Origin of the sequence: Marinomonas sp. UCMA 3892, from assembly GCF_012726345.1 — a bacterium.
In the GTDB taxonomy this organism is placed as follows: Bacteria; Pseudomonadota; Gammaproteobacteria; order Pseudomonadales; family Marinomonadaceae; genus Marinomonas.
In genome coordinates this window covers 76179-100744 of sequence record NZ_PTXN01000006.1, presented here as the reverse complement: position 1 = coordinate 100744, position 24566 = coordinate 76179, and the positions used below count along the sequence as shown (strand labels likewise).

Below are 24566 nucleotides of genomic sequence, written 5' to 3'. Positions count from 1 at the left end.
GCCGAGTCGAATTTTTGACTCATACAACAAGAAGGCGGCATATTCTAGTCGATTAACTAGAAAAACAAAAGGGCGAATTACTCACCCAGACATTAAAAACGGCAGTTTTTTAACTGCCGTCAATAAAAACAAGAAGATATGCTTAAAACTTGGGGAAATTTCCACCGCCAGGCATACCACCACCCGGCATCATTCCCCCCAAACCACGCATCATTTTCTTCATTCCGCCTTTAGCGGTCATCTTCTTCATCATCTTCTGCATTTGTTTATGCTGCTTTAAAAGACGATTTAAATCTTGAATTTGCAAACCAGCACCCGTTGAAATACGCTTTTTACGAGAACCATTTATAACATCTGGATTGTGACGTTCAGCTGGTGTCATGGAGTTTATCAAAGCTTCCATTTGCACGAACATTTTATCATTCACTTTATCTTGAATATTACCTAGCTGCCCCATACCAGGAAGCTTGTCCAACATGGAACTCATCCCCCCCATGTTTTTCATCTGCTGAAGCTGCTCTTTGAAATCTTCTAAATCAAAGCCTTTGCCTTTTTTCAGCTTGCCTGCAAGTTTTTCAGCTTTTTCTTTGTCGATCTTTTGCTCTGCTTCCTCTATTAAGGAAAGCATATCTCCCATACCAAGGATACGAGACGCTAAACGATCAGGGTGGAACGGCTCTAATGCACTGGTTTTTTCACCAACACCTAAGAACTTAATCGGTTTACCTGTAATGTGACGAACAGATAAAGCGGCGCCGCCACGAGCGTCACCATCAGTCTTGGTAAGAATTACACCTGTAAGAGGCAACACATCACCAAAGGCCTTTGCTGTATTCGCCGCATCTTGGCCCGTCATGGCATCTACAACGAATAAAGTTTCAATTGGATTAACAGCGGCGTGCAGAGCTTTAATCTCTGCCATCATGTCTTCATCAATCGACAAACGACCTGCAGTATCAACAATCAAAACATCTTTGTGTGCTTTTTTGGCGTAATCGATAGCGTTATTAACAATATCAATCGGCTTTTGTGACAAGTCACTTGGAATGAAATCAACACCCACTTCACCAGCTAATGTTTCAAGCTGTTTAATAGCCGCTGGTCGATAAACGTCGGCACTAACAACCGATACCGATTTTTTCTCGCGCTCTTTCAAGTATTTTGCTAATTTAGCCGCCGATGTGGTTTTACCCGCACCTTGCAAACCAGCCAATAAAATTACCGCTGGACGAGCTGCTCTAAGGTTAAGGCCATCGTTAGCCTGCCCCATAACATTCTCAAGTTCCTGCTTAACAATTTTCAGGAAAACTTGACCAGGACTCAAACTTTTAGAAACTTCGGTCCCTATTGCCCGCTCTTTAACCGCAGCAATGAAATCTTTAACAACAGGCAAAGCAACATCAGCTTCAAGAAGCGCCATGCGCACTTCACGCAACACTTCTTGTATGTTGTCTTCGGTTAATTTAGCTCGACCTCGAATACGATCAAGCGAGGAAGTTAAGCGATTCGATAAATTGTCGAACATATTGCCCTCAAATTTTGGCTCTAAATGGAAAAAAACCTACGGTTTCAGTTTATCCAAGGTGAAATTGTCTCTATTATAACGGATAAATGATTATCACCCTATACCTTTACCCTGCGGAACCTTTAGTTTCATGACTCAATTATCGCTTTGGCTTGCTTGTATCGCTTGTTTGATTGCTGGCACAGCGTATTACCTGCGTCCAGAAAATCGCTCAACCCAGTACATTGGGGCAATTACGATTGCCATACACACATTCTCTCTCACACAAGTATTACTGAATAGAGATGGCTTTAACTTTTTAACAATTGGGCTACTTATTGCGTTAATTGGCAACAGCCTACTTTGGTTCAGTAACCGCGATAAAGATTTGTCGCTATTGCTCGGCACCGCATTCCCTCTTGGCGCAATTATTATTGCATTAAATGCAATCGAGCCGTGGGACTTAACCCAACTGCATAGCAACTCTTGGGGCACTAGCGCTCATATTCTTATTGCCTCTGCTGCATACAGTTTATTCACTGCCGCTTGTGGCGTTGGTATTTTGCTTGCTATGCAAGAGTACCAACTTAAACACCATAAACTGAAACAACTACTTAGAGTACCGCCGCTACAGGTATTAGAGCGCTTAATGTTTGAATTTATCTGGGCCGCTTTCATTTTATTAACCATCACAATAGCAACTGGCTTTTATTTTATTGAAGACATGTTTGCCCAGCACTTAGTGCACAAAACTTTTTTCACTATTGCTTCTTGGTTTGTATTTGCAGGTTTACTACTTGGCAGACATATAGCTGGCTGGCGTGGGCAACTAGCGGTAAAACTAACGTTGAGTGGTTTTTTCTTGCTAATGCTAGGCTACTTTGGCAGCCAAATAGCACTACAAATATTACGTCATTAATTTAAAGTATGTTTGACAGTAAGACCTTAAGAACCAATAATCCAGTTATCTACATAATTGAGGCGATCCCTTTTTGAACGAAGTACCCTTAGGTGTTCTTGGTGGAATACTTTTTTGTCTTATTTTACTTTCTGCTTTCTTTTCGAGCTCTGAAACAGGAATGTTGTCGATAAACAAATATCGACTTAAACACCTTGTTAAGAACAAGAACCGATCAGCAATCAAAGTAAACTCTCTTTTAGAGCGCCCTGATAGACTTATCGGCGTCATCTTAATCGGAAACAACTTTGTCAATATCCTTGCCTCGGCGATAGCAACCATCATTGCCGTGCGCTTATGGGGCGACGCAGGTGTTGCGATCGCGACAGCTGCGCTCACTATGGTGGTACTAATTTTTGCAGAAGTCACACCAAAAACATTGGCCGCGATACACCCTGAGAAAATTGCTTTTCCAGCATCTTGGATCCTTGCGATTTTATTAAAAGCTCTTTACCCGCTAGTTTGGCTAGTAAATGGCTTATCTAATGGCCTTTTGCGCTTAATCGGTGTACATGCCTCGCAAAAAAACCACGATACCCTAGACTCGGAAGAGCTAAGAACCGTGGTAAATGAAGCAAGTGGATTAATCCCTGCGGCTCACCAAGAAATGCTGATTTCGATTCTCGATCTAGAGAAAGTCTCTGTCGAAGACATCATGATTCCTCGAAATGAAGTGGTTGGCATCGACATAGAAGACTCGATTGAAGAGATTATCGAACAAATCTGCCAAAGCAGACACACGCGCATGCCTGTCTATAATGGTGAGATCAACAAAGTCATCGGTATTCTTCACGCACGCCATGCAGCCGTATTTTTACGCGACCCGACACCATCTAAAGCCGCTTTATTAAAAGCAACTGTTGAGCCTTACTTCATTCCTGAAAGCACTTCCCTGAATACAGTCTTGCTGAACTTCCAGAAAGATCATCAACAAATGGGTATCGTGGTAGATGAATATGGTGATGTCCAAGGTATTGCTGCTCTAGAAGACGTACTTGAAGAAATCGTGGGTGAGTTCACTCCACCAACCCAAGACGAAGAAGAAGAAATTCAAACTCTTGATGACGGCTCTTTTAGAATCGAAGGTTCGACACACATTCGAGAGATCAACAAAACGCTTGATTGGCATCTACCAACAGACGGACCGAAGACACTCAACGGCCTTATTATCGAAACACTGGAATTCATCCCGGAGCACCCAATTAGCTTATGGGTTGGACATTACATGATCGAAATTCAAGAAATCGAAGATAAAGTCGTCAAATACGCCAAGCTTCAGCTGAAACGTTAAGGAAACATCATGAGATATTGCCCGCAATGCGGTCACGCCGTTAATATGACCATTCCTGCTGGGGATAATAGGCTACGTGCGGTTTGCCCAAGTTGCGAGTTTATCGATTATGATAATCCGAGACTAATTACGGGCACCATCCCCATTTACAATAATAAAATTTTGCTTTGTAAAAGAAATATTGAGCCGCGCTTCGGCTTCTGGACTTTGCCTGCCGGCTTCATGGAAAACCAAGAAACCACCAGTGAAGGCGCATTAAGAGAGACTCTAGAGGAAAGCGGATCAACTGCTATATGCAAACAAGCGTTTAGCATGATCAGCATCCCTCGTATCAATCAAGTGCATCTTTTTTATATCGCAGAATTAGAGAAAGATGACTTTCATGCAACCGAAGAAAGCTCAGAAGTTGCCTTATTTGATCTTGATGAAATCCCTTGGGATGAACTGGCCTTCAGCAGCGTCACTAAAACTATTGAGTTTTTCATCGAAGATCATAAAAAAGGTCAATACGGTTTCCACGAAGACACCATTCACTTCAACACTGTGTCTGAATAAAATGGTAGGCCACCTCTTCATAGGGGTGCGCCAACAATAAGGCAGCTAAAACACTCGCCTTCACTTCCTCTCTCAAAACCATTTCCACTCGATATTCATCAACAAACTCTAATTCACCGACTTTACCAAGAAAAGGAGTCGCTCCTTTTGCAGGCCTAAATTGCCCCAGTCCTTTCACCTGCCAGCAACAAGAGTCATAGTTTCCCATTGAACCTGCTCCAGCCGAAAACACAGCGTGTTTAACAGATTCTAAATGAGATTCAGGCACGTAAAACACTAATGAATACATAACACCCTCCAACCATTTCATTTAGACGAACAATACATTTATCCAACTTACCAAAGACTAACTTGCTCCTGACTTTGCGGCAGAACCAAAGCACTCTGGTAATTGGGCGTTAGCGAGCGAACTTTTTCATCTAATTGTGCAGCTAGAGTTGGCGCAGCAATATTGTCCGAAGAATGTACAAATACACTTGGAGTAAGACCATCAGACAACCATTGGGATAATTTAACCGCCCATTGATCTAACCAAAGATTATTTCGTGGCAAATCTGGATGGCCAATAAAACGTACAACAGGATGATTCGAAGTCGCTACGGGATGACAAGGCACCCTCGGTTTTTTCTTCTGAGCATCAATCAAGCTTTCACAATAAGCCTCAGTGGAGAAAACCGGCCTAGAATCCATCACCACACGATTCACTTTTCTACCAGACAATCCGGCTAAAAAACCTTGTTCTGTTTGAGACTTATCAAAATAAGCAAGATTACGTACTTCAACAGACAAAGGCGCAGATAACGTCCACATATCGCACAAGGCTAAAATAGTATCCAAAGCACGCTCATCGCATATAGCAGGGAACTGCAACATGGTTGGACCAAGCTTAGCCTGTAACGGTTGCAACGAATCCATAAAAGCCAACCAATCGCGCTGAACGTCACTCCAAGGACGCTCTATCAATCGATGAGTAACAGTTTGAGGCGCTTTGAAACTGAACTTAAACTCATCGGAAACCGATTCGTACCAGCGCATCAACTGGGCATCGTCCACCTTGGTATAGAAAGTACTCCCCACCTCGACCGTCGAAAATACTTGCGAATATCGGGCAATTCTTTCCGCACTTGGAAGTGAGGCAGGATAAAGCCAATTCACCCAAGCTGGATGTTGCCACTGCGCCATGCCGTAGTAAATAGTCATGCAACTACTTGACGGTATTCAACCGCGTCAATAATGTATGTTTTCTCTCCGCCAGCAAGACGAATAACCACTTCATCACCTTCTTGTTTTTTCAGCAAAGCCCGAGCAACAGGAGAGTCAATACTAATGTAACTAGAATGATGATCCAGCTCATCAGGACCAACAATACGATATTCTTTTAGGTTTCCAGCCTCATCTTCCAATGTCACCCAAGCCCCAAAAAACACTCGCTCTTGGTCACTAGGAAAACGATCCACCACAGTACAAACCTCTAAGCGTTTTTCCAGATAACGTACTCGCCTATCGATTTCTCTCAACTGCTTTTTCCCATAGATATATTCCGCATTCTCAGAGCGGTCACCTTGAGCAGCAGCTTCTCGAACTGTTTCAGTCACCGCTGGACGCTTTTCTTTCCATAAATATTTAAGCTCAGCCAATAAAGCCTGAGCACCCTCTTGAGTAATATATGCTGATTTGGGTGGCGAGGGCGGACGGTATCGACTCATTTTTAGCAGCCTTTAATTATTAAAAAACGAAAGATAGTAAAAAACAAAAATGCCGCCAGCTATTAGTTGGCGGCATTTCATATATTACAGCGAAAAGAAGTTAAAGCTATGTAAGCTTACGACTCTTGCTTATGCACATGCACATCCATTTGAGGGTATGGGATACCAACACCACGCTCATCAAAGGTATATTTAATTTTTTCTAAAAGCTCCGCTCGCACCGCCCAGTAATCGCCAGATGCAACCCAAGGGCGCAAAAAGAAATTCACTGAACTGTCAGCCAATTCAGAAACAGCAATCAAACATTTAGGATCTTTTAAAATACGCTCATCAGCATTAACGATTTCTTCCATAATTTGTTTTGCCAAACGGATATCTGCATCGTAACTAATACCAATAACAAGGTCTAAGCGGCGAGTTGATTCACGAGAAAAGTTTACAATTGAACCATTCATCACTGAAGAATTAGGTACTATGATGACACGATTGTCTGGTGTTTTAAGATACGTATGAAATAACTCAATACGATTAACCGTACCCATTTGACCGCCAGCATCAATAAAGTCACCCGAACGGAATGGACGCAATATTATAATTAGCACACCTGACGCAAAGTTAGACAAGGAACCTTGCAAAGCAAGACCAACAGCTAAGCCTGCAGCACCAAGAATAGCAATAAAGGATGTCGTCTCTACTCCTATTTGCCCCAACGCCATCAAGGCAACACCTGCAAACATCAAGGCATACAATATGCTCGACGCAAAACCAGCAACGGCTTGATCAACAGAAGCCTTAAGCATTCGCTTCTCACACCAATGCGATACTTTGGAAGCGATAAACTTACCCACAAAGAAAACAACAAGACCAATTACTAAATTGATAACACTATCAGCCAACCAAGGCATCATCTCGGAGCCTTGCTCAAATAACTTTTCTAACTCATTCATACAAGTAAACCCTATGCTTTTCCGTTTTAAAATAAAATCAGACTAAATACTTTGATTTATGCTGCCACTCATCCAACAATATTTCCAGCTGGGAAATACCTTTTTTATTGAAAGTAATACAAACCCGTCCATTAATTAATTGCGTTCCCTTCACACCTAGCTCATCAATCAATAAACACTGCTCTCTTAACTCATCAAGCGCATCGTCATCTCTAACAGTCATACCGATGAAAGCATGCCACTCATATTCAGGCAAAACACCTTGAATTGCTTTTTTAAGCAAGCTTATACATTGATCTTGAGTCAACCTATAATAAGGTACTTTTGATTGATGACGAATAAAAAACAACACCAGAAAAACTAACAGTAGAAATAAAAAACTGATAGAAACTAGCAACTGAACCAACATTATTTGAAACCATAAGCCATTAAAGAGGTTCTAGCGCGCTGCAAATGCTCAGCATGCTCCACTTCGTAACTATCCATTTCGAGTCTAAACTTCATTTTTGCAGGCTTAGGTAAACTCTCCCACTGTTCATGAGTAGGAATATGCTGGGTTTTCTCAGTAATAATATAAAAAGCCGAAATATCTTCATGCGCAGACAAATCTTCACTCAACTGATCCAACAAATGTTTTATTCGTATACTAGCTTCTATCCAATTGAGTTCTTCCGTCCCCACCGTTTTTAAAAGCACTCGAATACTATCAATCCTCTTTTGGCGCTCTTCATTAAAACGTTCTTCACCAGCACGAATTTTTTCTTCTCGCGCTTTGTTTAATTTTAGTTGATGACGAATAAACCAAAGAGATACAACAATCACACCAACACAGCAGAGCAAAACAATCATAAATACAGAAAAAGACATAAAAAAAACCTAATCAACCAAAAATAAACACGTCATAAATCAACATCAACAAGAGCCAAAAGGTCAGTATATAATTGAGGTGTCGATACCAAAAGACCTTCCCCGTTAACCACCTCAGGCCAAGTCGATGCACTAGTTAAATAACACCCGACTTTAGCACCGGCCTCTTCAGCTATTAAAACGCCGGCTGCCATATCCCAAGGCTTTACACTTTCAAAATAAGCATCCAAACGCCCAGCGGCAACCCAACACAAATCCAAAGCCGCAGAACCATTACGACGAACATCTTGGCAATGATGTAAAATACGCGACACGCGTTCAATAATAGGCGCCAATGCGGTTTTTTGATAAGGAAACCCAGTAGCAACCAAGGCATTTCTTAACTCTCCAGCGCTAGAAACCGCTAAAGACTTTCCATTACAGAAGGCTCCCGAACCTTTCAGCGCCCAAAAACACTCCCCTAAAAACGGTGCATTTACCACGCCCAAAATTCGCTGATCGCCAATATAAAGACCAATAGAAACAGCCACATTATGATGACCATGGGCAAAATTCACCGTACCATCAATAGGATCAATCACCCAAACTGGCAAGTCATCACCAATACTACCAAGATCCATATGTGGTGAAGACTCTTCAGACAAAATACAATGAGAAGGATATTTTTCTACAATACGACCACAAATGTACTGGTCGACCGCAATATCAGTCGAAGTAACCAGTTCATGATCCATTTTATAATCACGTACGAAGCTTGAATTCTCTCGCGCCGTTACGATCATTTCACCAGCCTTCATTGCTAGAGCTTTCGCAAAATCCAGCCATTCCTCATAGTTTTTAGACACAAAAGCCCCTTATTAAGAAGAGATAAATATACTTAACCAACTAAGCCAATCGAGCATTTAACCAATGAGATATATCCAACACTTGCTCAGGACAAACAGAATGAGGCATGTCATAAGATTGAAAAGCAACAGAATAACCTTTAGACACTAAAAGATCCTTTGCTTGAGTCGCCAACACTGGCGCAACTACTGGATCTTGCGAGCCGTGATGAATAAGAATTGGGGTTTGACCATTAGGACAAGCATCTGCTTCTGGCACTTTATCGCCATTAACCAAATAGGTTGATAACGCGAGCACGCCAGCTAACATATACTTAGTGTGCAATGCTGTTTGATAAGCGATAACGCCACCTTGAGAAAAACCAGCCAAGATAATTCGATTTGGGGCGATACCTTTATTAATTTGATCCTGTATCAATTGCTCAACTTGTAGACAGGATTCATCGATATTTTCCATATCTACTTTCCGCTCCAAAGTCATCTCATATATGTCATACCAAGCACGCATCTCCATACCGCCATTGACAGTAACAGGACGACGTGGAGCATGAGGAAAAACAAAGCGCACTTTTAACGTTGGTAACAAAGATAAAGCAGGAACCAAAGACTCAAAATCATGGCCGTCTGACCCTAAACCATGCAACCAAATAATAGCAGCATCTGGCTGCTCGTTCGTTTCCACTAAGACAGAGGGCAATAATTCAGTCATTTTTAACACTCCAAAAAAATAGGCTATCGCAATTAGCTATAGCCTATCATATTGACGTTTCTCACTCGACACCTTGCTCCTACTGCAGCTTCTTTTAAAATAGTCTTTAACATTAAAGTTTAGTGCTCAACTGGGAAACGCATCTCCATAACTTCTTGTTTTTCATTCAACTGAAATAACACATCCGCTTTACCTGGCATCACCGCTAACATGTGTCGAGTCAATCTTTCGTAATACTGCATAAATTGCTTCAGCTCTTTCGAGGACATCACTTTTAAATCAATAGTATCCAACAAAATACCATGAATATCATGAAGATGACTTTCGAGTACCCTCTCTTGCTTATCACGCCAATGATAAACAACTTCGTAGTTTGGCGCCTGCATCCAAGCCATTAGATCAATTTGTGAAAATAACGCTTTGTAATCGTCTTTTAAAAGTTGATTCACTTTATGACGCCACAATCCATCAGTATCCATTTCCGCTTCAAGCTGATTCAACGGTTGATCCATACCCTCAACCATGGGCGGTGCACCAACACACCAACCTTCAAATAAAACAACATCAACAGGGCCCTGAACTTCTTGCCACAAATGCACAGCCTTTCGATCATCAATCGACTTATCAAAGCGAGGAAACTTCATCACTTCACCCTCTTTAAGGTTTTTCAGCCGTTCAAAAAGCGAGAGCGCAAAACTAACATCATGTGTTCCAGGCACACCTCGCACAGAAAACATTGGTGTTGTTTGACTGGCAAATTTCATACGATCTTGCCGAGTGCTGTACAGATCATCCAAACTAATCACAATACAATTTAGATCAAAGCCCTTACTCAATATTCGACTAATAACACTACAAAACGTAGTTTTTCCACATCCTTGTGCACCACCAACACCAACAACTAAAGGCCCTTTCCCTGCATGAGCCTTTTGACTCAACCAACTAGAAAAAGGCAAATATAATCCTTCCATTTGATCAACCAAAGAAGCATCCGCATACAAACAACTTAATGTTTGCTCCACTTCGAATCGCAACCGGTGTGACAAGGGGTCTGGCATACTTAGATTTGTATAATCAAACTTACTTTGCTGTTTCAACATAATGATCACCTCCGTATTGTTCGCCCTTAAGTATAGTAAGACGTTACGATATTGATCAAAATTTACACAATCAAACAAAAGGGAGGTTTAATTGATGAGGCTCTGGTGGAGATAGACGATAGCCCACACCAATTAAACGAACTGGACGACGAGACCGAGAATAAGCCTGCTGCAACAGTTGCGAAAACACATCATCAGATAATTTGGCTTTAATTGGTTGCTCTATTGTTGTTTGCTTAAAGTCGTCAAATTTTACTTTTAGATAATATTTGCTTAGTTGAGATTCGAAATCTCTTCCCGACATACGCTTTTTTAGATCGGTCAGCAAGATAGGTAAGACTGCCTGACACTCTTTGAGATCAAGCAAATCTTTAGAAAAGGTATGCTCCACCGAAATACTCTTTCTTTCCCGAGAAACAGTCACTGGTCGATCATCAATCCCTAGGGCAAATTGGGACAAACGAAATGACATACTGCCAAAACTTTTTTGTAAAACAGAAAAATCTAATGCTTGTAAATCTGAGCATTTAAATACGCCTAGTGAAGCCAGCTTTTCTTGCGCAACACGACCTATTCCTGAAATAAACTTAACGGGAACATTAGAAACAAACTCAAACTGCTTTTCTGGTGTAACAACCGTTAATCCATCTGGTTTATCCCAATCGCTTGCTACTTTTGCGATGAATTTATTAGTCGCTACTCCTGCAGAAACCGTAATACCAACTTCTTTCAGTATTCTTGAACGTATCTCTTCCGCAATCCGTGTAGCACTTCCTTGAAAACTTGATGAGTTAGTAACATCAAGATACGCTTCATCCAATGATAAGGGCTCAATGATATCGGTGAATTCTCGAAAAATAGCATGCATTTGCTCAGAAGCAAGTCGGTATTTATTCATATTTCCAGGTATAACAAGCAAGGCAGGACATAGCCGTTTCGCCACAGATGTCGGCATAGCAGAACGAACACCATAAACTCGAGCGGCATAGTTAGCCGTCGACAATACACTCCGTCCACTTGCGGGGCCACCAATAGCCATTGGAATATCACGCAAATTTGGATCGTCCCGCATCTCTATCGCAGCATAAAAACAATCAGCATCTATATGAATAATCTTTCGATTCTGCAATATAACACCCAAAAAATACTGTATAAAAACACAGTTTACACTATCTAAAAAACACCTTCACCACCTCAATAAAAAATGTAAATTTTCTTCTAGATAACTCTCTCTGAACGTAAAATAATCGAGAAAACTCAAAAAAATGCACTGATAGAACAGATTCACTATCAAAAACAAAGAAAAAGCGCTTTTTTAAGTGGTCAAACATGGACGCTAGAGAGCAAAATGGTTTACATTTTGTCCACTAGATTAGGCTTGTTGAAAAATAAAAGGATTTTTGAACAAACTATTCACAATAAAACCTGTAGCGCAAAATCGCTCAGTTGAAATCACATCGCATAAAGTGTGTTATTTCAACACAGGATATTAAGGTAAAGACTTCCACACAAAGGGCACCACCATGACATTATCACTTCGTATTTTTTTTATAGCCATAGGGGCGATAATTCTTTCCGGGTGCCAAAGCCTTTACCAACAAAGCGCAGATGGAACACCTTGTACTACTGTCGCTCCTTGTAACGGTAACACTATCGGAAATAGCACTACTTATGGCTACCCACAAAATGGCGCCTTAAACGCGAATAACACCATTGCAGTTATCAAACAAGAACCTATCATAGTTACTGCCACAGGTTATGCGGCAATGATGACAAACAAACGTCTGACAAAATCCCAAGCCCGAATTATGACAATGCGCAGTTCTATGCTAGATGCCTATAGAAATCTATCAGAACGAGTTTATGGCTTGAAAATTGACGGCTCCAGCTCATTGAGCAACATGGTCATGCAAAACGATGAGTTAAGAACCTATGTCGATGCATACTTAGTTGGTGCAAAAGTCGTTTCTCAACGCGAACATGAAGACGGAATATTCGAAACCGTTGTTGAAATGGCGCTGCAAGAAAACTTTCGTCAATGTTTGAGTTCCTCAAACATCCAAACAGACCCAAATTGTAAGATTCAACCTGGCTATCGTGCTGTTAATGTTGAAAACGCAACACCAACAACCAACTTTTATAGCATTGAATAACAAATGTTACTTTTAAAGCGTTTACTGATCATCATAGTTGCTTCATTTTTATTGCCAACAGCCAGTTTTGCCAAAAGCATCACAGCTGTCGGTGAAGCGGTTATTTATAACAATGATATTGCTGATGCTCGCTATAGAGCGACACAACAAGCCATAAAACAAGCCGTTTTAGAGTCTGGATCCAGAGTTAACATTAAAGATGAACTCTATAATGGTGAACTAGAGTCTAATTTAGAGATACGCAGTTCTGGCTATGTTCAAAAAGCCAAAATACTTTCTGAGGAGCAAAACGGTGACTTCCTCACCATTGTGGCTCGCGTAGATGTCACACCTGACTCACAATGCAGTTCTGGACCAACTAGTTACTACAAAAAAACTGTTGGCGTTACAGGATTTGAATTACAAGTCCCTCAGCAAGCAAGATTGGGAGAACTCAGCAATATATCCAGAGAACTACCAAAAGATCTAGCCGATGAAATAAACAAACAAGGTTATTTAAGAGCCTTAACCGCCACCAACATTGCCATCTATCCAGATCTCATAAACGCCCCCTCCTCTACAAACTATGATGGCTCTCTAACAAATGTCACAAGAATCAGTGAACAGTTGGGTGTACAATACATAGTCAGCGGTGTCATTAGAGATATCGGAGAACTATACCTAAGGCATCCAAATGATAAGAATACAAAAGACCTATTAGATGAAAATATTGATAAAGAAAGAAACTTTGTGGTCGATATCTATATTTATGATGGTTTCAGTGGCGCCCTTTTGTTTGAACATAGATACAATGAAATAGGTAATTGGGATGTATCAGATCGTGCAAAAATAGGTTTTGGCAGCGCAAAGTTCTGGACAGTTCATTACGGTAAAGTTGTTCAACAGGCACTCAGGGAAAGCGCCTTAGACACCAGCGAAAAACTACGTTGTCAGCCATTTATCGCCAATATTTTTCGCACAGAAGGCAACCGAATACATATTTCAGCAGGATCATTAGCAGGGATAAAACAGGGAGATAAATTCAATGTTTATCGACGTTATGAAGTTTTTAATCAGTTGCAATCTACTCAAACTCAGCTGAATAATGCAAACATCAGTGTTACAATAAAGCAGGTACAGCCCAACTTTTCAGTTGGAGAACTCGTTGTTGACTCTCACATATTAAACGTGCAACAACAGGATGTTGTTATTGCCTGGTAATTTCATACAACTACGCCCAAACACAAACGGCGATTTTTATTTTTAGGACAGATACAATGAATAACGAATTACTACACCACCTAGAACAACGCATCAACGAAGCAGTAGAAGAAATTGGCTCACTGCGTAAACGCATTTCTGAATTAGAAATGCAAAACTACGAGCTTAGCGAAGAAAAAAGTGAAATCCAAAGCACACTAGATCAAACAAAAGAGCAGCAATCAAATTGGGAGTCATCACTTTCCCAAATGCTAAACCGCTTAAATCAAATGGACGATAAACAATGAAATCACTTCTACTTGCAGCTTTAGTTCTAGTGAGTGCAAACGCATCAGCTGAAGGTCAGATTGCGAGTTTGGTAAATTTTTCATCAACAGCCGTGAGACCAACAACTCCTGAAGGAGAAACAAATGTCACCTCCATTATAGATGCATCAATGGAGTATACTCTGCCAGAGAACATTTCTTTTTATGGCGGATTATCATTTGTTATTGGAGAGACTTTCGAGAACGCTATCTCTTTAGGGTCACGTTATTATAGCTCAACACCAGCGCTTCAAATTTTACCAGGCATTCCAATGTGGTCGTTTATCGGTGGTGGCGTTTCATTCCTTGACGATACCGTCTACTACCCAGAAGCTGGCTTTCGCATAGGGATATCCGACGTATCACGACTAGATATATTTGTAAAAATACTAAACAGCAGTGGTGATACCTACGACAAGCATGTCATGGTTGGTGCAGGACTTACTTTCTGAGTAAGATGAAATTATTACCTGTTTTCATGGCTAGTTTTTTAATAATAATGACTTACGTTTGGTGGCAAAAAGGTAGCAACATACCCATTACCCTACCAAGCGAGAATCAGCGAAAAGAAATGATTGGCACAAGCAATACACCAAGTATTCCGCTGACTCCAATAAAATATTGAGCCTTGTGTCTTTATGGAACAACTTATCGCTAAACTCGAAGCAAGAATTAACTGGCTAGCTAAGCAGTTAGAAAATGCGCACGAGGAAATACAAAAATTAAAAGAAAAGAACGACCCCTCCATTGAGTACAGCGCCTCAATGGACTTATTGCAACACATGGCAGATCGTTCAACTGAAGATCAATTGCAGCTCTATATTGAAGACTCTCTTGATCTTTTAAGTGATACATCAGCCCCGGAGCAAGCAATAAAAATAAGCGAAGTTGAATATCAACTTAACTTTGATTTATTGCACGAGCATGCTGATAGCAGCACCACAACCACGACAACAGAACAGATTGATTACATGACCACACAACAACCTGAGCTTAACGGCTTGCAAGAAGACGACAAACTAGTCGATACCGACATTAGCGTACAAGAAGCAAGTGACAGCACCACAGAGGCAGCGACTCTGACGCCTGAACAAAAAAAGCGTCAAAAGAATCAAAAAAATAATCGCCGCCTAATCAAAATGCTTGAAGACCGTTACCCCAAAGCGTTTGACTGGAATCAACCTAAACCTCTAAAAGTCGGTATAGACAAAGATATGGTGCTGGATGATGACTTTAATGCCAGCAAGCAAAAACGCGCCCTAGCAGCTTACACTCGCTCTGATAGATATAAGAAATGCTTATTGTCTGGCCAACCACGAATCGACCTGGAAGGTGTTGCAGTCAATAATGAGCCAGCACTACCTGACTCCATGATTCCAACAAAAGCTAAGACAGCGACAACAAGCAGACCTGTAAAAGAAAGGCCTGCCCAACCTGCTCGCAACAAGCCGAAAGCTCAAGCGAAAAACAAAGCACACTCAAAGCCTAAAGCAGCTCCTCAAAGTGCACCTAAACAAGAAGATATTTATGACAATCTATCTCCTGAAGAGCGCATGAAAGCGAAATTAGCAAAACTATTAAATAAATCCTAAAAAACTATTTACATAGTAAAGCGCGATGTATATTATACGTCGCGCTGCTGTGGAGGGGTTCCCGAGTGGCCAAAGGGAGCAGATTGTAAATCTGCCACGAAAGTTTCGGTGGTTCGAATCCACCTCCCTCCACCATTAGCAGTTTCTAATTAAGATTCAATATCTTACCACCTAGATCAACAAAACAATCCACAAAAAATTTTAATACCCACCTATATTTATCAACAAAACAACACCTTAATCACAGACTTATCCACAAGAAAAATCCACACCTCACCAGACAGACCGAAGAACCACTCAAAAACTGCCATCAAAACCAAAATCACCGCACCACAAGACACACATAGCAACATAGACTCAAGAGCCCATCAACACAATCCTCATCCCACACCACAAAAGCAAGCATGACACCCATAACCAAACCAATTCAGGACAGCAAGCGACACAACTAAACGCTCTCAGAAAGCCCACAGCGCACACTTAGAGCAAACCGCAATACACAACGATAGACGATAGACGATAGACGATAGACGATAGACGATAGACGATAGACGATAGACGATAGACGATAGACGATAGACGATAGACGATAGACGATAGACGATAGACGATAGACGATAGACGATAGACGATAGACGATAGACGATAGACGATAGACGATAGACGATAGACGATAGACGATTTTGAAGAAATCTAAAGAAAAATCAAGAATAGTAAGGAATTTTTTAGATAAATAGGATTATGAGAAGAATGGTGGGTCGTACTGGATTCGAACCAGTGACCAATTGATTAAAAGTCAACTGCTCTACCAACTGAGCTAACGACCCGCTCATAATTTTTTTAGACTTGAATTAATGGTCGGAGTAGAGAGATTCGAACTCCCGACATCCTGCTCCCAAAGCAGGCGCGCTACCAGACTGCGCTATACTCCGATGGCTCCTCGAACTGGACTCGAACCAGTGACCCAATGATTAACAGTCATTTGCTCTACCAACTGAGCTATCGAGGAATTAATCAGACTTGAATTCTGTATAGAGATAGTTGGTGGGTCGTACTGGATTCGAACCAGTGACCAATTGATTAAAAGTCAACTGCTCTACCAACTGAGCTATCGAGGAATTAATCAGACTTGAATTCTGTATAGAGATAGTTGGTGGGTCGTACTGGATTCGAACCAGTGACCAATTGATTAAAAGTCAACTGCTCTACCAACTGAGCTAACGACCCAACTATCAAGTAATGGGGTGGACGATGGGGCTTGAACCCACGACCGCCGGAATCACAATCCGGAGCTCTGCCAACTGAGCTACGCCCACCATTACTAATGATGACGATAAAATATAATGGTCGGAGTAGAGGGATTCGAACCCCCGACATCCTGCTCCCAAAGCAGGCGCGCTACCAGACTGCGCTATACTCCGATGGCTCCTCGAACTGGACTCGAACCAGTGACCCAATGATTAACAGTCATTTGCTCTACCAACTGAGCTATCGAGGAACTAATATTTTATCTTACTTACAACAACCATCTTTATAAGATGGCGGAGGAGGAGAGATTCGAACTCTCGGTAGGCTATTAACCTACGCCAGTTTTCAAGACTGGTGCATTAAACCGCTCTGCCACCCCTCCGTTGCGAGCGAGGTGTATAATACTGATTTGAAATTTCAGTGCAACCTCTTTTTGAAAAAAATTTAACTTTTTTCACTCACATAGCCCTGATCAGGGGAAGAACGGATCCAAACGTTAGAATACCAGTAATAATGCTTGCCTGAATTATCAGGCATAGTGCAGTTAATACGGCCACGGCCAACACTGAATGGTTTCTCTGCCGTCGCTGTTACTTCGTTATCAGAAACCCAATCCAACTTCGCTTTACCTTGTCCTGCAACATAACAAGTTAGATCTTTAAATCGATACTTACCTTCTTTGAAGGTCAAGCTAATCGAAACAGGCTGATCCGTTGCATAGTCACCACCCGTCTTTTCGGACAACAAAGGCATTGGTTTGGCATTTAGCTTCGTTTTTAACGTAGATAACTTGGCATAAGCACCGGAAGCTGGAAAGCGCGGCAGGTTTTCAAAATCGGAATCAGCACTTACCACGCCAGACTGCTGACCAAAGGCCATTATGCCGCGCTCTTTCATCATGTCTCGAATCTGGGTGTTAGACTCACCATAAGGATACGCCAACATTTTTGGTGAATGACCAAGGTTTTTCTCTAGTAGACCTTCAACTGTATCCACTTCTTTTGCCATACGAGATAACCAGGCTCCATCAGACTCACCTTTTTCTTTGCGCAACATATAAGGATGACTAATAGTGTGATTGGCAAACACACCGCCAGACTGCTCCATTTCTTTCATCTGCTCCCAGGTTAAGAAGCTACGACTTTTACGCTCAACAGGTTCTGTATTAATAAACACCGTAAAAGGAAAATTTCTTTCTTTAAGAATTGGAAAGCCTGCCTGGTAAATACTGCGGTAAGCATCATCAAAAGAAATAGCGACTGCTTTTTCAGGTAATGCTTTGTTGGCTTTTAGATCGTCCAATGCTGAACGCAAATCCACAACCTGAAAGCCTGCGTTTTTTAAGTAATCCATTTGCTCGGTAAACTGTTCAGGGGTAACAGAAGTCGATTTAGGTGAACTAGCACTTACATGATGGTATTGCAGAACAGGTAAATAATCCTGAGCTTGAGCCACCATAGTTGCGCTCAACGCCCCCAGTAAAATGCTGTAATGAACCTTTGACAACATGCCATTTCCTCTTTGATTAATATTTGCCCACATTCTACGGACGAACGAGCAGCAAGACCAGCCTGATCAAAAAGCAAAACTGTTATGCCCATTTTACTATGTCACTGCATCTACTCATATTTGTACCGCCCTCCTACACTCAATAGGTATAAGGAGTTCATAAAAAAGGAATGCTAATCTCCACAAGAGGAAAGAACGTGAGTAAATCTGCTTTTTACCAAAACCTAGAAAACCAACTCCAAACACTTAAGCAAGAAGGCCTTTATAAAGTAGAGCGTCCACTTATCACGCCACAAGCGAGTCAAATCACCACCGCCGACAAAACGCCTTTAATAAACCTTTGTGCAAACAACTACCTTGGGCTAGCAAACGATAGCCAAGTCACCAAAGCGGCTCATCAAGCGCTGGATGAATACGGTTACGGCATGGCTTCAGTACGCTTTATTTGCGGCACACAAAGCATTCATACTCAACTAGAGAAAAGCCTGAGTGATTTCCTACAAATGGAAGATACTATTTTATATTCTTCTTGCTTTGATGCGAATGGAGGATTATTTGAAACCTTATTAAGCCAAGAAGATGCTGTCATCAGCGACGCACTCAATCACGCCAGTATCATTGACGGCATTCGCTTATGTAAGGCAAAGCGCTATCGCTACGCCAACAATGACATGAAAGAACTAGAAGCTAATCTAAAACAAGCGGATGAGGACGGTGCGAAAACCAAGCTTATTGTGACCGATGGTGTCTTCTCTATGGACGGCATCATCGCCGACCTTAAATCTATCTGCGACCTTGCAGACAAGTACGACGCCTTAGTCATGGTAGATGATTCCCATGCAGTAGGCTTTTTAGGCGAAAACGGCCGTGGTAGTCACGAATATTGCAATGTACTAGGTCGCATCGACATTATCACTGGCACATTAGGTAAAGCCCTTGGTGGCGCGTCTGGCGGCTACACTAGCGCCTCTAAAAGCATTGTAGATTGGTTACGCCAGCGCTCTAGACCTTATCTTTTTTCTAACTCACTTGCCCCAGTAATCACCGCCACCAGCTTACAAATTATCGAGTCTCTTAAAAAAGGCGATTCAGCCCGCAAACAACTCAAAGCAAACAGTCAATACTTCCGCGCCCAAATGAACGTTTTAGGCTTCAACCTTGTACCTGGGGATCACCCTATTATTCCTGTTATTTTAGGCGACGCAAAGCTCGCACAAGAGATGGCAAATGCGCTATATAAGGAAGGGATCTTTGTAACAGGATTTGCCTACCCAGTCGTACCAATGGGAAAAGCCAGAATCCGTACTCAGATGTCAGCGTCACTAACAACGGAACAACTTGATCTCGCCATAGCCGCCTTTGCAAAGGTAGGCCGTGAGATGGGTATCATTAAAGGAAGGATGGAAGGAAACAAATAATGAAAACGCTTGCGAAACTTCACGCCGAAAAAGGCATTTGGATGACCGATGTCCCACATCCAGATTGTGGTCACAATGATGTCGTTATCAAAATAAGTAAAACCGCCATCTGCGGCACAGACATGCACATTTATCAGTGGGACGATTGGGCGCAAAACACCATTCCAGTACCGATGACTGTTGGTCATGAGTTTGTTGGAGTGATCACAGAAGTAGGCCCAGAAGTATCAGGCTTTAAGATTGGTGATCGCGTTTCTGGTGAAGGCCACATTACTTGCGGCCATTGCCGTAACTGTCGTGCGGGTCGTCGTCACCTATGCCGAAAAACCCTCGGCGTTGGTGTAAACCGCACCGGTGCTTTTGCCGAGTATTTGGTTATTCCTGCAAGTAACGCATTTAAGATTCCCAATAATATCAGTGACGACATGGCCGCGATATTCGATCCATTTGGTAACGCGACCCATACCGCCCTATCGTTTGATTTGATCGGTGAAGACGTTTTAATCACAGGAGCAGGACCGATTGGTGCTATGGCAGCAGCTATTGCTAAACACGTGGGCGCTCGTAATGTCGTGATTACGGATGTGAACGACTTCCGTCTAGATTTAGCGAAAAAGATGGGCGCAACCCGTACAGTCAACGTTAGCCGTGAGTCATTGAAAGACGTCATGACCGAAATAGATATGCACGAAGGCTTCGACGTCGGTTTAGAAATGTCTGGCAATGACATGGCCTTCCGTTCGATGCTGGAATGCATGAATCATGGCGGAAAAATTGCCATGTTAGGTATTCCAGGCAAAGACACACTCATAGATTGGAACCAAGTTATCTTTAAAGGCCTGATTATCAAAGGTATTTATGGTCGAGAAATGTATGAAACTTGGTACAAGATGGTTGCTATGCTGCAGTCTGGCTTGGACATTAGCCCAATCATTACCCATCGCTTTAAAGTCGATGAATTTCAGCAAGGCTTTGACACCATGGGCTCAGGTCTATCAGGAAAAGTCATTTTGGATTGGAATTAAATCCTCTTAGGTTATTGCGTCTAGAAGATGATCGCGTTAGCGTAATTCCTTTAGACGCAAACCGAGCAATCACATGTTAGAAATAGGCATTCAAACACACCCACGTCCCCATCAAGATGCGCTCTACATCTTGTTACATAGAAACCAAGTATTAATAGAATCCGAAAATCAATTTCTTACACCTTTTACGCACTTCCAGCCTAACTCTAAAATGAGTGCTGTGTATTGTGGCCAATGGCATGGCCAAGATATTTTCGTGTGTCGTTTTGAATCTATTCCCAAAGGCTTTACTGAAATTGGTCTAAGAGAGTTACTCTTCCTACAAGATCAACACAGTTATATTTTGTTAAGTCGAGCACATCAGCTATCTACATGGGATCGTGACCATCAATTTTGTGGCCGCTGCGGCAGCGCCATGAGAGAAAAACACGCCACCGAACACACAAAGATCTGTCCGTCGTGCAATCTGCGCCATTACCCTCGAATCTCTCCCTGTATCATTGTATCGATCCGTAAGGACGATCAAGTACTACTTGCTCGAGGCCCACAGGCGCCCAAAGACAGATTTAGTAATATCGCAGGTTTTGTCGAAGCGGGCGAGACATTAGAACAAGCGGTAGCAAGAGAAGTTAGAGAAGAAGTCGGCATAGAAGTCACCAACATTCGCTACGTAAGTAGCCAGCCATGGTCTTTTCCACATCAATTAATGACAGGTTTTTTTGCTGATTATGCCAGTGGTGAAATTACACCGGCACCTGGCGAAATAGAAGAGGCTAACTGGTATCAAATCGATAATTTACCGAATATACCAAACAACGCAACTATCTCAGGACAACTAATTAACTTACATGTAGACCATATAAAAAAAACAAGAGAAGCAAAAACGCTATAGAAACGACTTTCTTACTTTCAAATACGCCAGTAATCAAATGGCGTGTTTGAAAGCAGCCATATTCACCAAATCCCCCTTTATCCCTAGTAATCTTTAGGTAAATACCTATACTAGCCCCCCATCAAGCTCAACCATTCACTTCCCATTAAAAATAACACTGAGAACCTCGTGGAAGATTTACTGCATTCTATAGAACAAAAAGTAAAACCATTAATCGGTTTAGGTAAAGTCGCAGATTACATCCCCGCATTGGCTAATGTAGACCCTAATCAATTTGGCATTGCTATCTACAGCAACAACGGCGAGCTTTATCATGCAGGCCAAGCCTATACAGACTTCTCTATCCAAAGTATTTCTAAAGTCTTTAGCTTAACCCTTGCCATCAAACACTATGGCGAAGATATGTGGAAACGCGTTGGACGAGAACCTTCAGGTAATCCGTTTAATTCCTTAGTACAGCTAGAATACGAAGCTGGCGTCCCTCGCAACCCCTTTATCAACGCTGGCGCTCTAGTAATCAGCGACATGAATCAGTCCCGTTTTGCCTCACCGCATTACGCCATGCGAGAGTTCATTCGGCGCTTAGCCGATAACCCACATCTGAATTCAGACCAGATCGTCGCCAATTCTGAATACGAGTTCCGTGCACGCAACGCTTCCATGGCGTATTTAATGAAAGCTTTTGGTAATTTTGAAAACGACGTAGAAGATGTGTTGCATAGTTACTTCGATAACTGTGCCATGCGCATGAATTGCGTGGATTTAGCCAAGTCCTTCAGTTTCCTTGCGAACAAAGGCTACTCACAGCTTAGTGGTGAACAAATACTGAGTGCACGAGAAACCACTCAAGTAAACGGCTTACTCGCCACCAGCGGCTTATACGACGAGGCTGGCAACTTTGCTTATCGTGTAGGACTACCGGGCAAAAGCGGCGTTGGTGGTGGCATCATCGCCATTGTGCCCAATCGTTTTTCCGTATGTGTTTGGTCGCCAGAACTCAATAAATCGGGTAACTCACTAGCTGGCATGGCAGCGCTTGAAGCGCTATCGGAAAGCATCGGCTGGTCAGTGTTTGGTTAAGATTAACCGTTAGAAACAAAAAAGGGCTTCACAAGAAGCCCTTTTTTATTGGTGTTTTTAACAAAGTATTGGCGAGCGCAGTAGCCACCCAACTCAGGATGGCGTTACGAGCAAAGCCTAGACGAGGCAAAAACAGACGAAAAAGCAGAGTTTATGGATTATAAATGAGCATTTTGAGTCTGTTTTTAACAAAGTATTGGCGAGCGCAGTAGCCATCCAACTAATCTGTGATGACCTTATAACACGGCACATACGCACTGCCCGGCAGCTTCATGCGTTGCTGACGAACAAAGGCTTGTAACAAGGCATCCAGCTTCGCTAACAAGGCTTTATCGCCATGAATCTCGAATGGCCCAAACTCTTTGATATAAGCCACGCCTTGCGCTTTCACATTACCGGCAACGATAGAGGAAAAAGCACGACGTAAATCCGCGGCAAGCAAATGCGTTTCTTGATTAAAGTGTAGATTCAGCTCACGAACTTTGTCATGGGTTGGTTCAAACGGATACTGAAACTCTTCTGGAATATGCAGTTTCCAATTGTAGTAAAACGCATCTTGATGCGCTTTACGGTATTGGCGAACATCTTCCATACCTTGCTTCATTGCTCGCGCTACTTCCACTTCATCTTCAATAATGATGCGGTATTTATTCTGTGCTTCTGCGCCAAGCACATCACCAATAAAGGCATGAATTTGCTCAAAATAATTCGCACTTTCTTTTGGCCCAGTAAACACCAAAGGAAAGGGTACATCGGCATTTCTCGGATGTAACAAAATACCCAAAATATATAAAATTTCTTCTGCGGTTCCGGCCCCACCAGGGAAGACCACAATGCCATGCCCAGCACGTACAAAGGCTTCAAGACGTTTCTCAATATCTGGCATGATAACCAACTGATTCACTATCGGGTTTGGTGACTCAGCGGCAATTATGCCCGGTTCGGTTAAACCTAAATACACACCATTTTTGATACGCTGTTTGGCATGTGCAATAGCGGCACCTTTCATCGGCCCTTTCATTGCCCCCGGCCCACAACCGGTACAAATATTCAGTTCACGCAAGCCTAATTCGTGACCTACACGTTTGGTGTAATCGTACTCGTGACGCGCAATAGAATGCCCCCCCCAACAAACAATCATGTCTGGGTTTTGAATACGACGAAAAACATTTGCGTTACGTAATAATTCAAACACAACATTGGTTAATTTTTCTGAGCTGGCATTTTCTAAACCACGCGCAAGAATTTCATGTTGAGTAAAAATAATGTCACGTAATACGCTGAATAACATCTCACGCACACTACTGATCATCTTGCCATCTACGAAGGCACTACCCGGTGCATTTTTCAGCTGCAACTTAACGCCTCGTTCTTGTTGCACTATGCGGATTTCAAAATCTCTAAACTCTTCCATGGCTGCTTGCGGATCATCAGAATCACTGCCGCAGTTCAAAATAGCCAAAGCACAGCGATGAAATAGCTCATGAAGTGGACCAGATTCTTCTGACAAACGAGAAATCTCATCTTGAGATAACATCTCTAACGAACCTTTCGGTGCAACTAACGCATCAACGCGATCTTCATACTGCATGATCGCCCTCCTTAATTGTCATTTTATTAATGTCTTTTAAATTCATTGCTTTTAAATATAGTGGTCGTGCA

The 24566-nt window shown here is 42.1% G+C and carries 25 protein-coding genes and 9 tRNA genes; 13 read left to right on the top strand and 21 right to left on the bottom strand.

Annotated features, from left to right (window positions below; translation table 11 throughout):
• Positions 1–142: 142 nt before the first annotated feature.
• Positions 143–1525 (bottom strand): signal recognition particle protein, encoded by a 1383-nt coding sequence (gene ffh, locus B6N13_RS09830; protein WP_012071437.1) that lies wholly within the window; start codon positions 1523–1525, stop codon positions 143–145.
• Between the two features lie 130 nt (positions 1526–1655).
• On the opposite strand from ffh, the gene ccsA reads away from it, so the two are divergent.
• The 3 genes from ccsA to B6N13_RS09815 all read left to right on the top strand — a co-directional run bounded on the left by ccsA (position 1656) and on the right by B6N13_RS09815 (position 4308).
• Positions 1656–2423: a cytochrome c biogenesis protein CcsA gene (ccsA, locus tag B6N13_RS09825; protein ID WP_012071438.1), complete on the top strand. Its 768-nt coding sequence runs from the start codon at positions 1656–1658 to the stop codon at positions 2421–2423.
• A 73-nt stretch (positions 2424–2496) separates the two neighbouring features.
• Positions 2497–3753, top strand: a complete 1257-nt coding sequence (locus B6N13_RS09820; RefSeq protein ID WP_012071439.1) for an HlyC/CorC family transporter — start codon at positions 2497–2499, stop codon at positions 3751–3753.
• Positions 3754–3762: 9 nt separating this feature from the next.
• Positions 3763–4308, top strand: coding sequence for an NUDIX hydrolase (locus tag B6N13_RS09815; RefSeq protein ID WP_012071440.1), 546 nt, complete (start codon positions 3763–3765; stop codon positions 4306–4308).
• On the opposite strand, the gene B6N13_RS09810 is transcribed toward B6N13_RS09815, so the two are convergent.
• From B6N13_RS09810 to dinB, 10 genes are all read right to left on the bottom strand, one after another.
• The gene (locus tag B6N13_RS09810; RefSeq protein ID WP_169459237.1) at positions 4289–4597 is read right to left on the bottom strand and encodes an NGG1p interacting factor NIF3; all 309 of its coding nucleotides are present in this window, start codon (positions 4595–4597) and stop codon (positions 4289–4291) included. The genes B6N13_RS09815 and B6N13_RS09810 overlap by 20 nt on opposite strands.
• A 47-nt stretch (positions 4598–4644) precedes the next feature.
• Positions 4645–5508, bottom strand: coding sequence for a DUF72 domain-containing protein (locus B6N13_RS09805; protein ID WP_169459236.1), 864 nt, complete (start codon positions 5506–5508; stop codon positions 4645–4647).
• Positions 5505–6014, bottom strand: a complete 510-nt coding sequence (greB, locus tag B6N13_RS09800) for a transcription elongation factor GreB (protein ID WP_048814121.1) — start codon at positions 6012–6014, stop codon at positions 5505–5507. The genes B6N13_RS09805 and greB overlap by 4 nt, the downstream gene beginning before the upstream one ends.
• Before the next feature lie 116 nt (positions 6015–6130).
• Positions 6131–6961, bottom strand: coding sequence for a mechanosensitive ion channel domain-containing protein (locus tag B6N13_RS09795; protein WP_169459235.1), 831 nt, complete (start codon positions 6959–6961; stop codon positions 6131–6133).
• A gap of 37 nt (positions 6962–6998) precedes the next feature.
• The gene (locus B6N13_RS09790) at positions 6999–7370 is read right to left on the bottom strand and encodes a hypothetical protein (protein WP_169459234.1); all 372 of its coding nucleotides are present in this window, start codon (positions 7368–7370) and stop codon (positions 6999–7001) included.
• Positions 7370–7828, bottom strand: coding sequence for a DUF2489 domain-containing protein (locus B6N13_RS09785; RefSeq protein WP_012071446.1), 459 nt, complete (start codon positions 7826–7828; stop codon positions 7370–7372). The genes B6N13_RS09790 and B6N13_RS09785 overlap by 1 nt, the downstream gene beginning before the upstream one ends.
• A gap of 32 nt (positions 7829–7860) precedes the next feature.
• Positions 7861–8673, bottom strand: coding sequence for an inositol monophosphatase family protein (locus B6N13_RS09780; RefSeq protein ID WP_169459233.1), 813 nt, complete (start codon positions 8671–8673; stop codon positions 7861–7863).
• Positions 8674–8713: 40 nt separating this feature from the next.
• Entirely contained in the window at positions 8714–9382 is a 669-nt protein-coding gene (locus tag B6N13_RS09775) for a dienelactone hydrolase family protein (RefSeq protein ID WP_169459232.1), read from the bottom strand.
• A gap of 119 nt (positions 9383–9501) precedes the next feature.
• Entirely contained in the window at positions 9502–10482 is a 981-nt protein-coding gene (locus tag B6N13_RS09770) for a hypothetical protein (protein ID WP_169459231.1), read from the bottom strand.
• A gap of 70 nt (positions 10483–10552) precedes the next feature.
• Positions 10553–11611: a DNA polymerase IV gene (gene dinB / locus B6N13_RS09765; protein WP_169459230.1), complete on the bottom strand. Its 1059-nt coding sequence runs from the start codon at positions 11609–11611 to the stop codon at positions 10553–10555.
• A 394-nt stretch (positions 11612–12005) separates the two neighbouring features.
• Between dinB and B6N13_RS09760 the strand changes: the two genes are divergently transcribed.
• The 6 genes from B6N13_RS09760 (at position 12006) to B6N13_RS09735 (ending at position 15867) form a co-directional block, all read left to right on the top strand.
• Positions 12006–12635 carry an LPP20 family lipoprotein gene (locus tag B6N13_RS09760; RefSeq protein ID WP_012071451.1) on the top strand — a complete coding sequence of 210 codons (630 nt, stop codon included), beginning with the start codon at positions 12006–12008 and terminating at the stop codon, positions 12633–12635.
• Positions 12636–12638: 3 nt separating this feature from the next.
• Positions 12639–13835, top strand: coding sequence for a flagellar assembly protein T N-terminal domain-containing protein (locus tag B6N13_RS09755; RefSeq protein WP_169459229.1), 1197 nt, complete (start codon positions 12639–12641; stop codon positions 13833–13835).
• A gap of 56 nt (positions 13836–13891) precedes the next feature.
• Positions 13892–14122, top strand: a complete 231-nt coding sequence (locus tag B6N13_RS09750) for a cell division protein ZapB (RefSeq protein ID WP_012071453.1) — start codon at positions 13892–13894, stop codon at positions 14120–14122.
• Positions 14119–14592 carry a hypothetical protein gene (locus tag B6N13_RS09745; RefSeq protein WP_012071454.1) on the top strand — a complete coding sequence of 158 codons (474 nt, stop codon included), beginning with the start codon at positions 14119–14121 and terminating at the stop codon, positions 14590–14592. Before B6N13_RS09750 ends, B6N13_RS09745 begins: the two co-directional genes overlap by 4 nt.
• Before the next feature lie 186 nt (positions 14593–14778).
• Positions 14779–15732, top strand: coding sequence for a ProQ/FINO family protein (locus tag B6N13_RS09740; RefSeq protein ID WP_169459228.1), 954 nt, complete (start codon positions 14779–14781; stop codon positions 15730–15732).
• A gap of 51 nt (positions 15733–15783) precedes the next feature.
• A tRNA-Tyr gene (locus B6N13_RS09735) sits at positions 15784–15867 on the top strand.
• Positions 15868–16483: 616 nt separating this feature from the next.
• On the opposite strand, the gene B6N13_RS09730 is transcribed toward B6N13_RS09735, so the two are convergent.
• From B6N13_RS09730 to B6N13_RS09690, 9 genes are all read right to left on the bottom strand, one after another.
• Positions 16484–16559 (bottom strand) — tRNA-Lys (locus tag B6N13_RS09730).
• A gap of 28 nt (positions 16560–16587) precedes the next feature.
• Positions 16588–16664 (bottom strand) — tRNA-Pro (locus B6N13_RS09725).
• Between the two features lies 1 nt (position 16665).
• Positions 16666–16741, bottom strand: a tRNA-Asn gene (locus tag B6N13_RS09720).
• 142 nt (positions 16742–16883) lie between these two features.
• Positions 16884–16959 (bottom strand) — tRNA-Lys (locus tag B6N13_RS09715).
• Positions 16960–16972: 13 nt separating this feature from the next.
• A tRNA-His gene (locus B6N13_RS09710) sits at positions 16973–17048 on the bottom strand.
• A 28-nt stretch (positions 17049–17076) separates the two neighbouring features.
• Positions 17077–17153, bottom strand: a tRNA-Pro gene (locus B6N13_RS09705).
• A 1-nt stretch (position 17154) separates the two neighbouring features.
• Positions 17155–17230 (bottom strand) — tRNA-Asn (locus B6N13_RS09700).
• Between the two features lie 41 nt (positions 17231–17271).
• A tRNA-Ser gene (locus B6N13_RS09695) sits at positions 17272–17362 on the bottom strand.
• A gap of 62 nt (positions 17363–17424) precedes the next feature.
• On the bottom strand, positions 17425–18489 hold the full coding sequence (locus tag B6N13_RS09690) for a polysaccharide deacetylase family protein (protein ID WP_169459227.1): 1065 nt from the start codon (positions 18487–18489) through the stop codon (positions 17425–17427).
• 197 nt (positions 18490–18686) lie between these two features.
• On the opposite strand from B6N13_RS09690, the gene B6N13_RS09685 reads away from it, so the two are divergent.
• The 4 genes from B6N13_RS09685 (at position 18687) to glsB (ending at position 22904) form a co-directional block, all read left to right on the top strand.
• Positions 18687–19907, top strand: a complete 1221-nt coding sequence (locus B6N13_RS09685) for a glycine C-acetyltransferase (RefSeq protein ID WP_348981536.1) — start codon at positions 18687–18689, stop codon at positions 19905–19907.
• Positions 19907–20932, top strand: a complete 1026-nt coding sequence (gene tdh / locus B6N13_RS09680; protein ID WP_012071457.1) for an L-threonine 3-dehydrogenase — start codon at positions 19907–19909, stop codon at positions 20930–20932. The genes B6N13_RS09685 and tdh overlap by 1 nt, the downstream gene beginning before the upstream one ends.
• Before the next feature lie 73 nt (positions 20933–21005).
• Positions 21006–21824 carry an NAD(+) diphosphatase gene (gene nudC, locus B6N13_RS09675; protein ID WP_012071458.1) on the top strand — a complete coding sequence of 273 codons (819 nt, stop codon included), beginning with the start codon at positions 21006–21008 and terminating at the stop codon, positions 21822–21824.
• Between the two features lie 168 nt (positions 21825–21992).
• On the top strand, positions 21993–22904 hold the full coding sequence (gene glsB / locus B6N13_RS09670; RefSeq protein WP_012071459.1) for a glutaminase B: 912 nt from the start codon (positions 21993–21995) through the stop codon (positions 22902–22904).
• A gap of 220 nt (positions 22905–23124) precedes the next feature.
• Here the strand turns inward: glsB and ppnN are convergent, their stop codons facing one another.
• Complete coding sequence (gene ppnN, locus B6N13_RS09665; protein WP_012071460.1) at positions 23125–24495, bottom strand: nucleotide 5'-monophosphate nucleosidase PpnN; 1371 nt, start codon at positions 24493–24495, stop codon at positions 23125–23127.
• Positions 24496–24566: the final 71 nt, after the last annotated feature.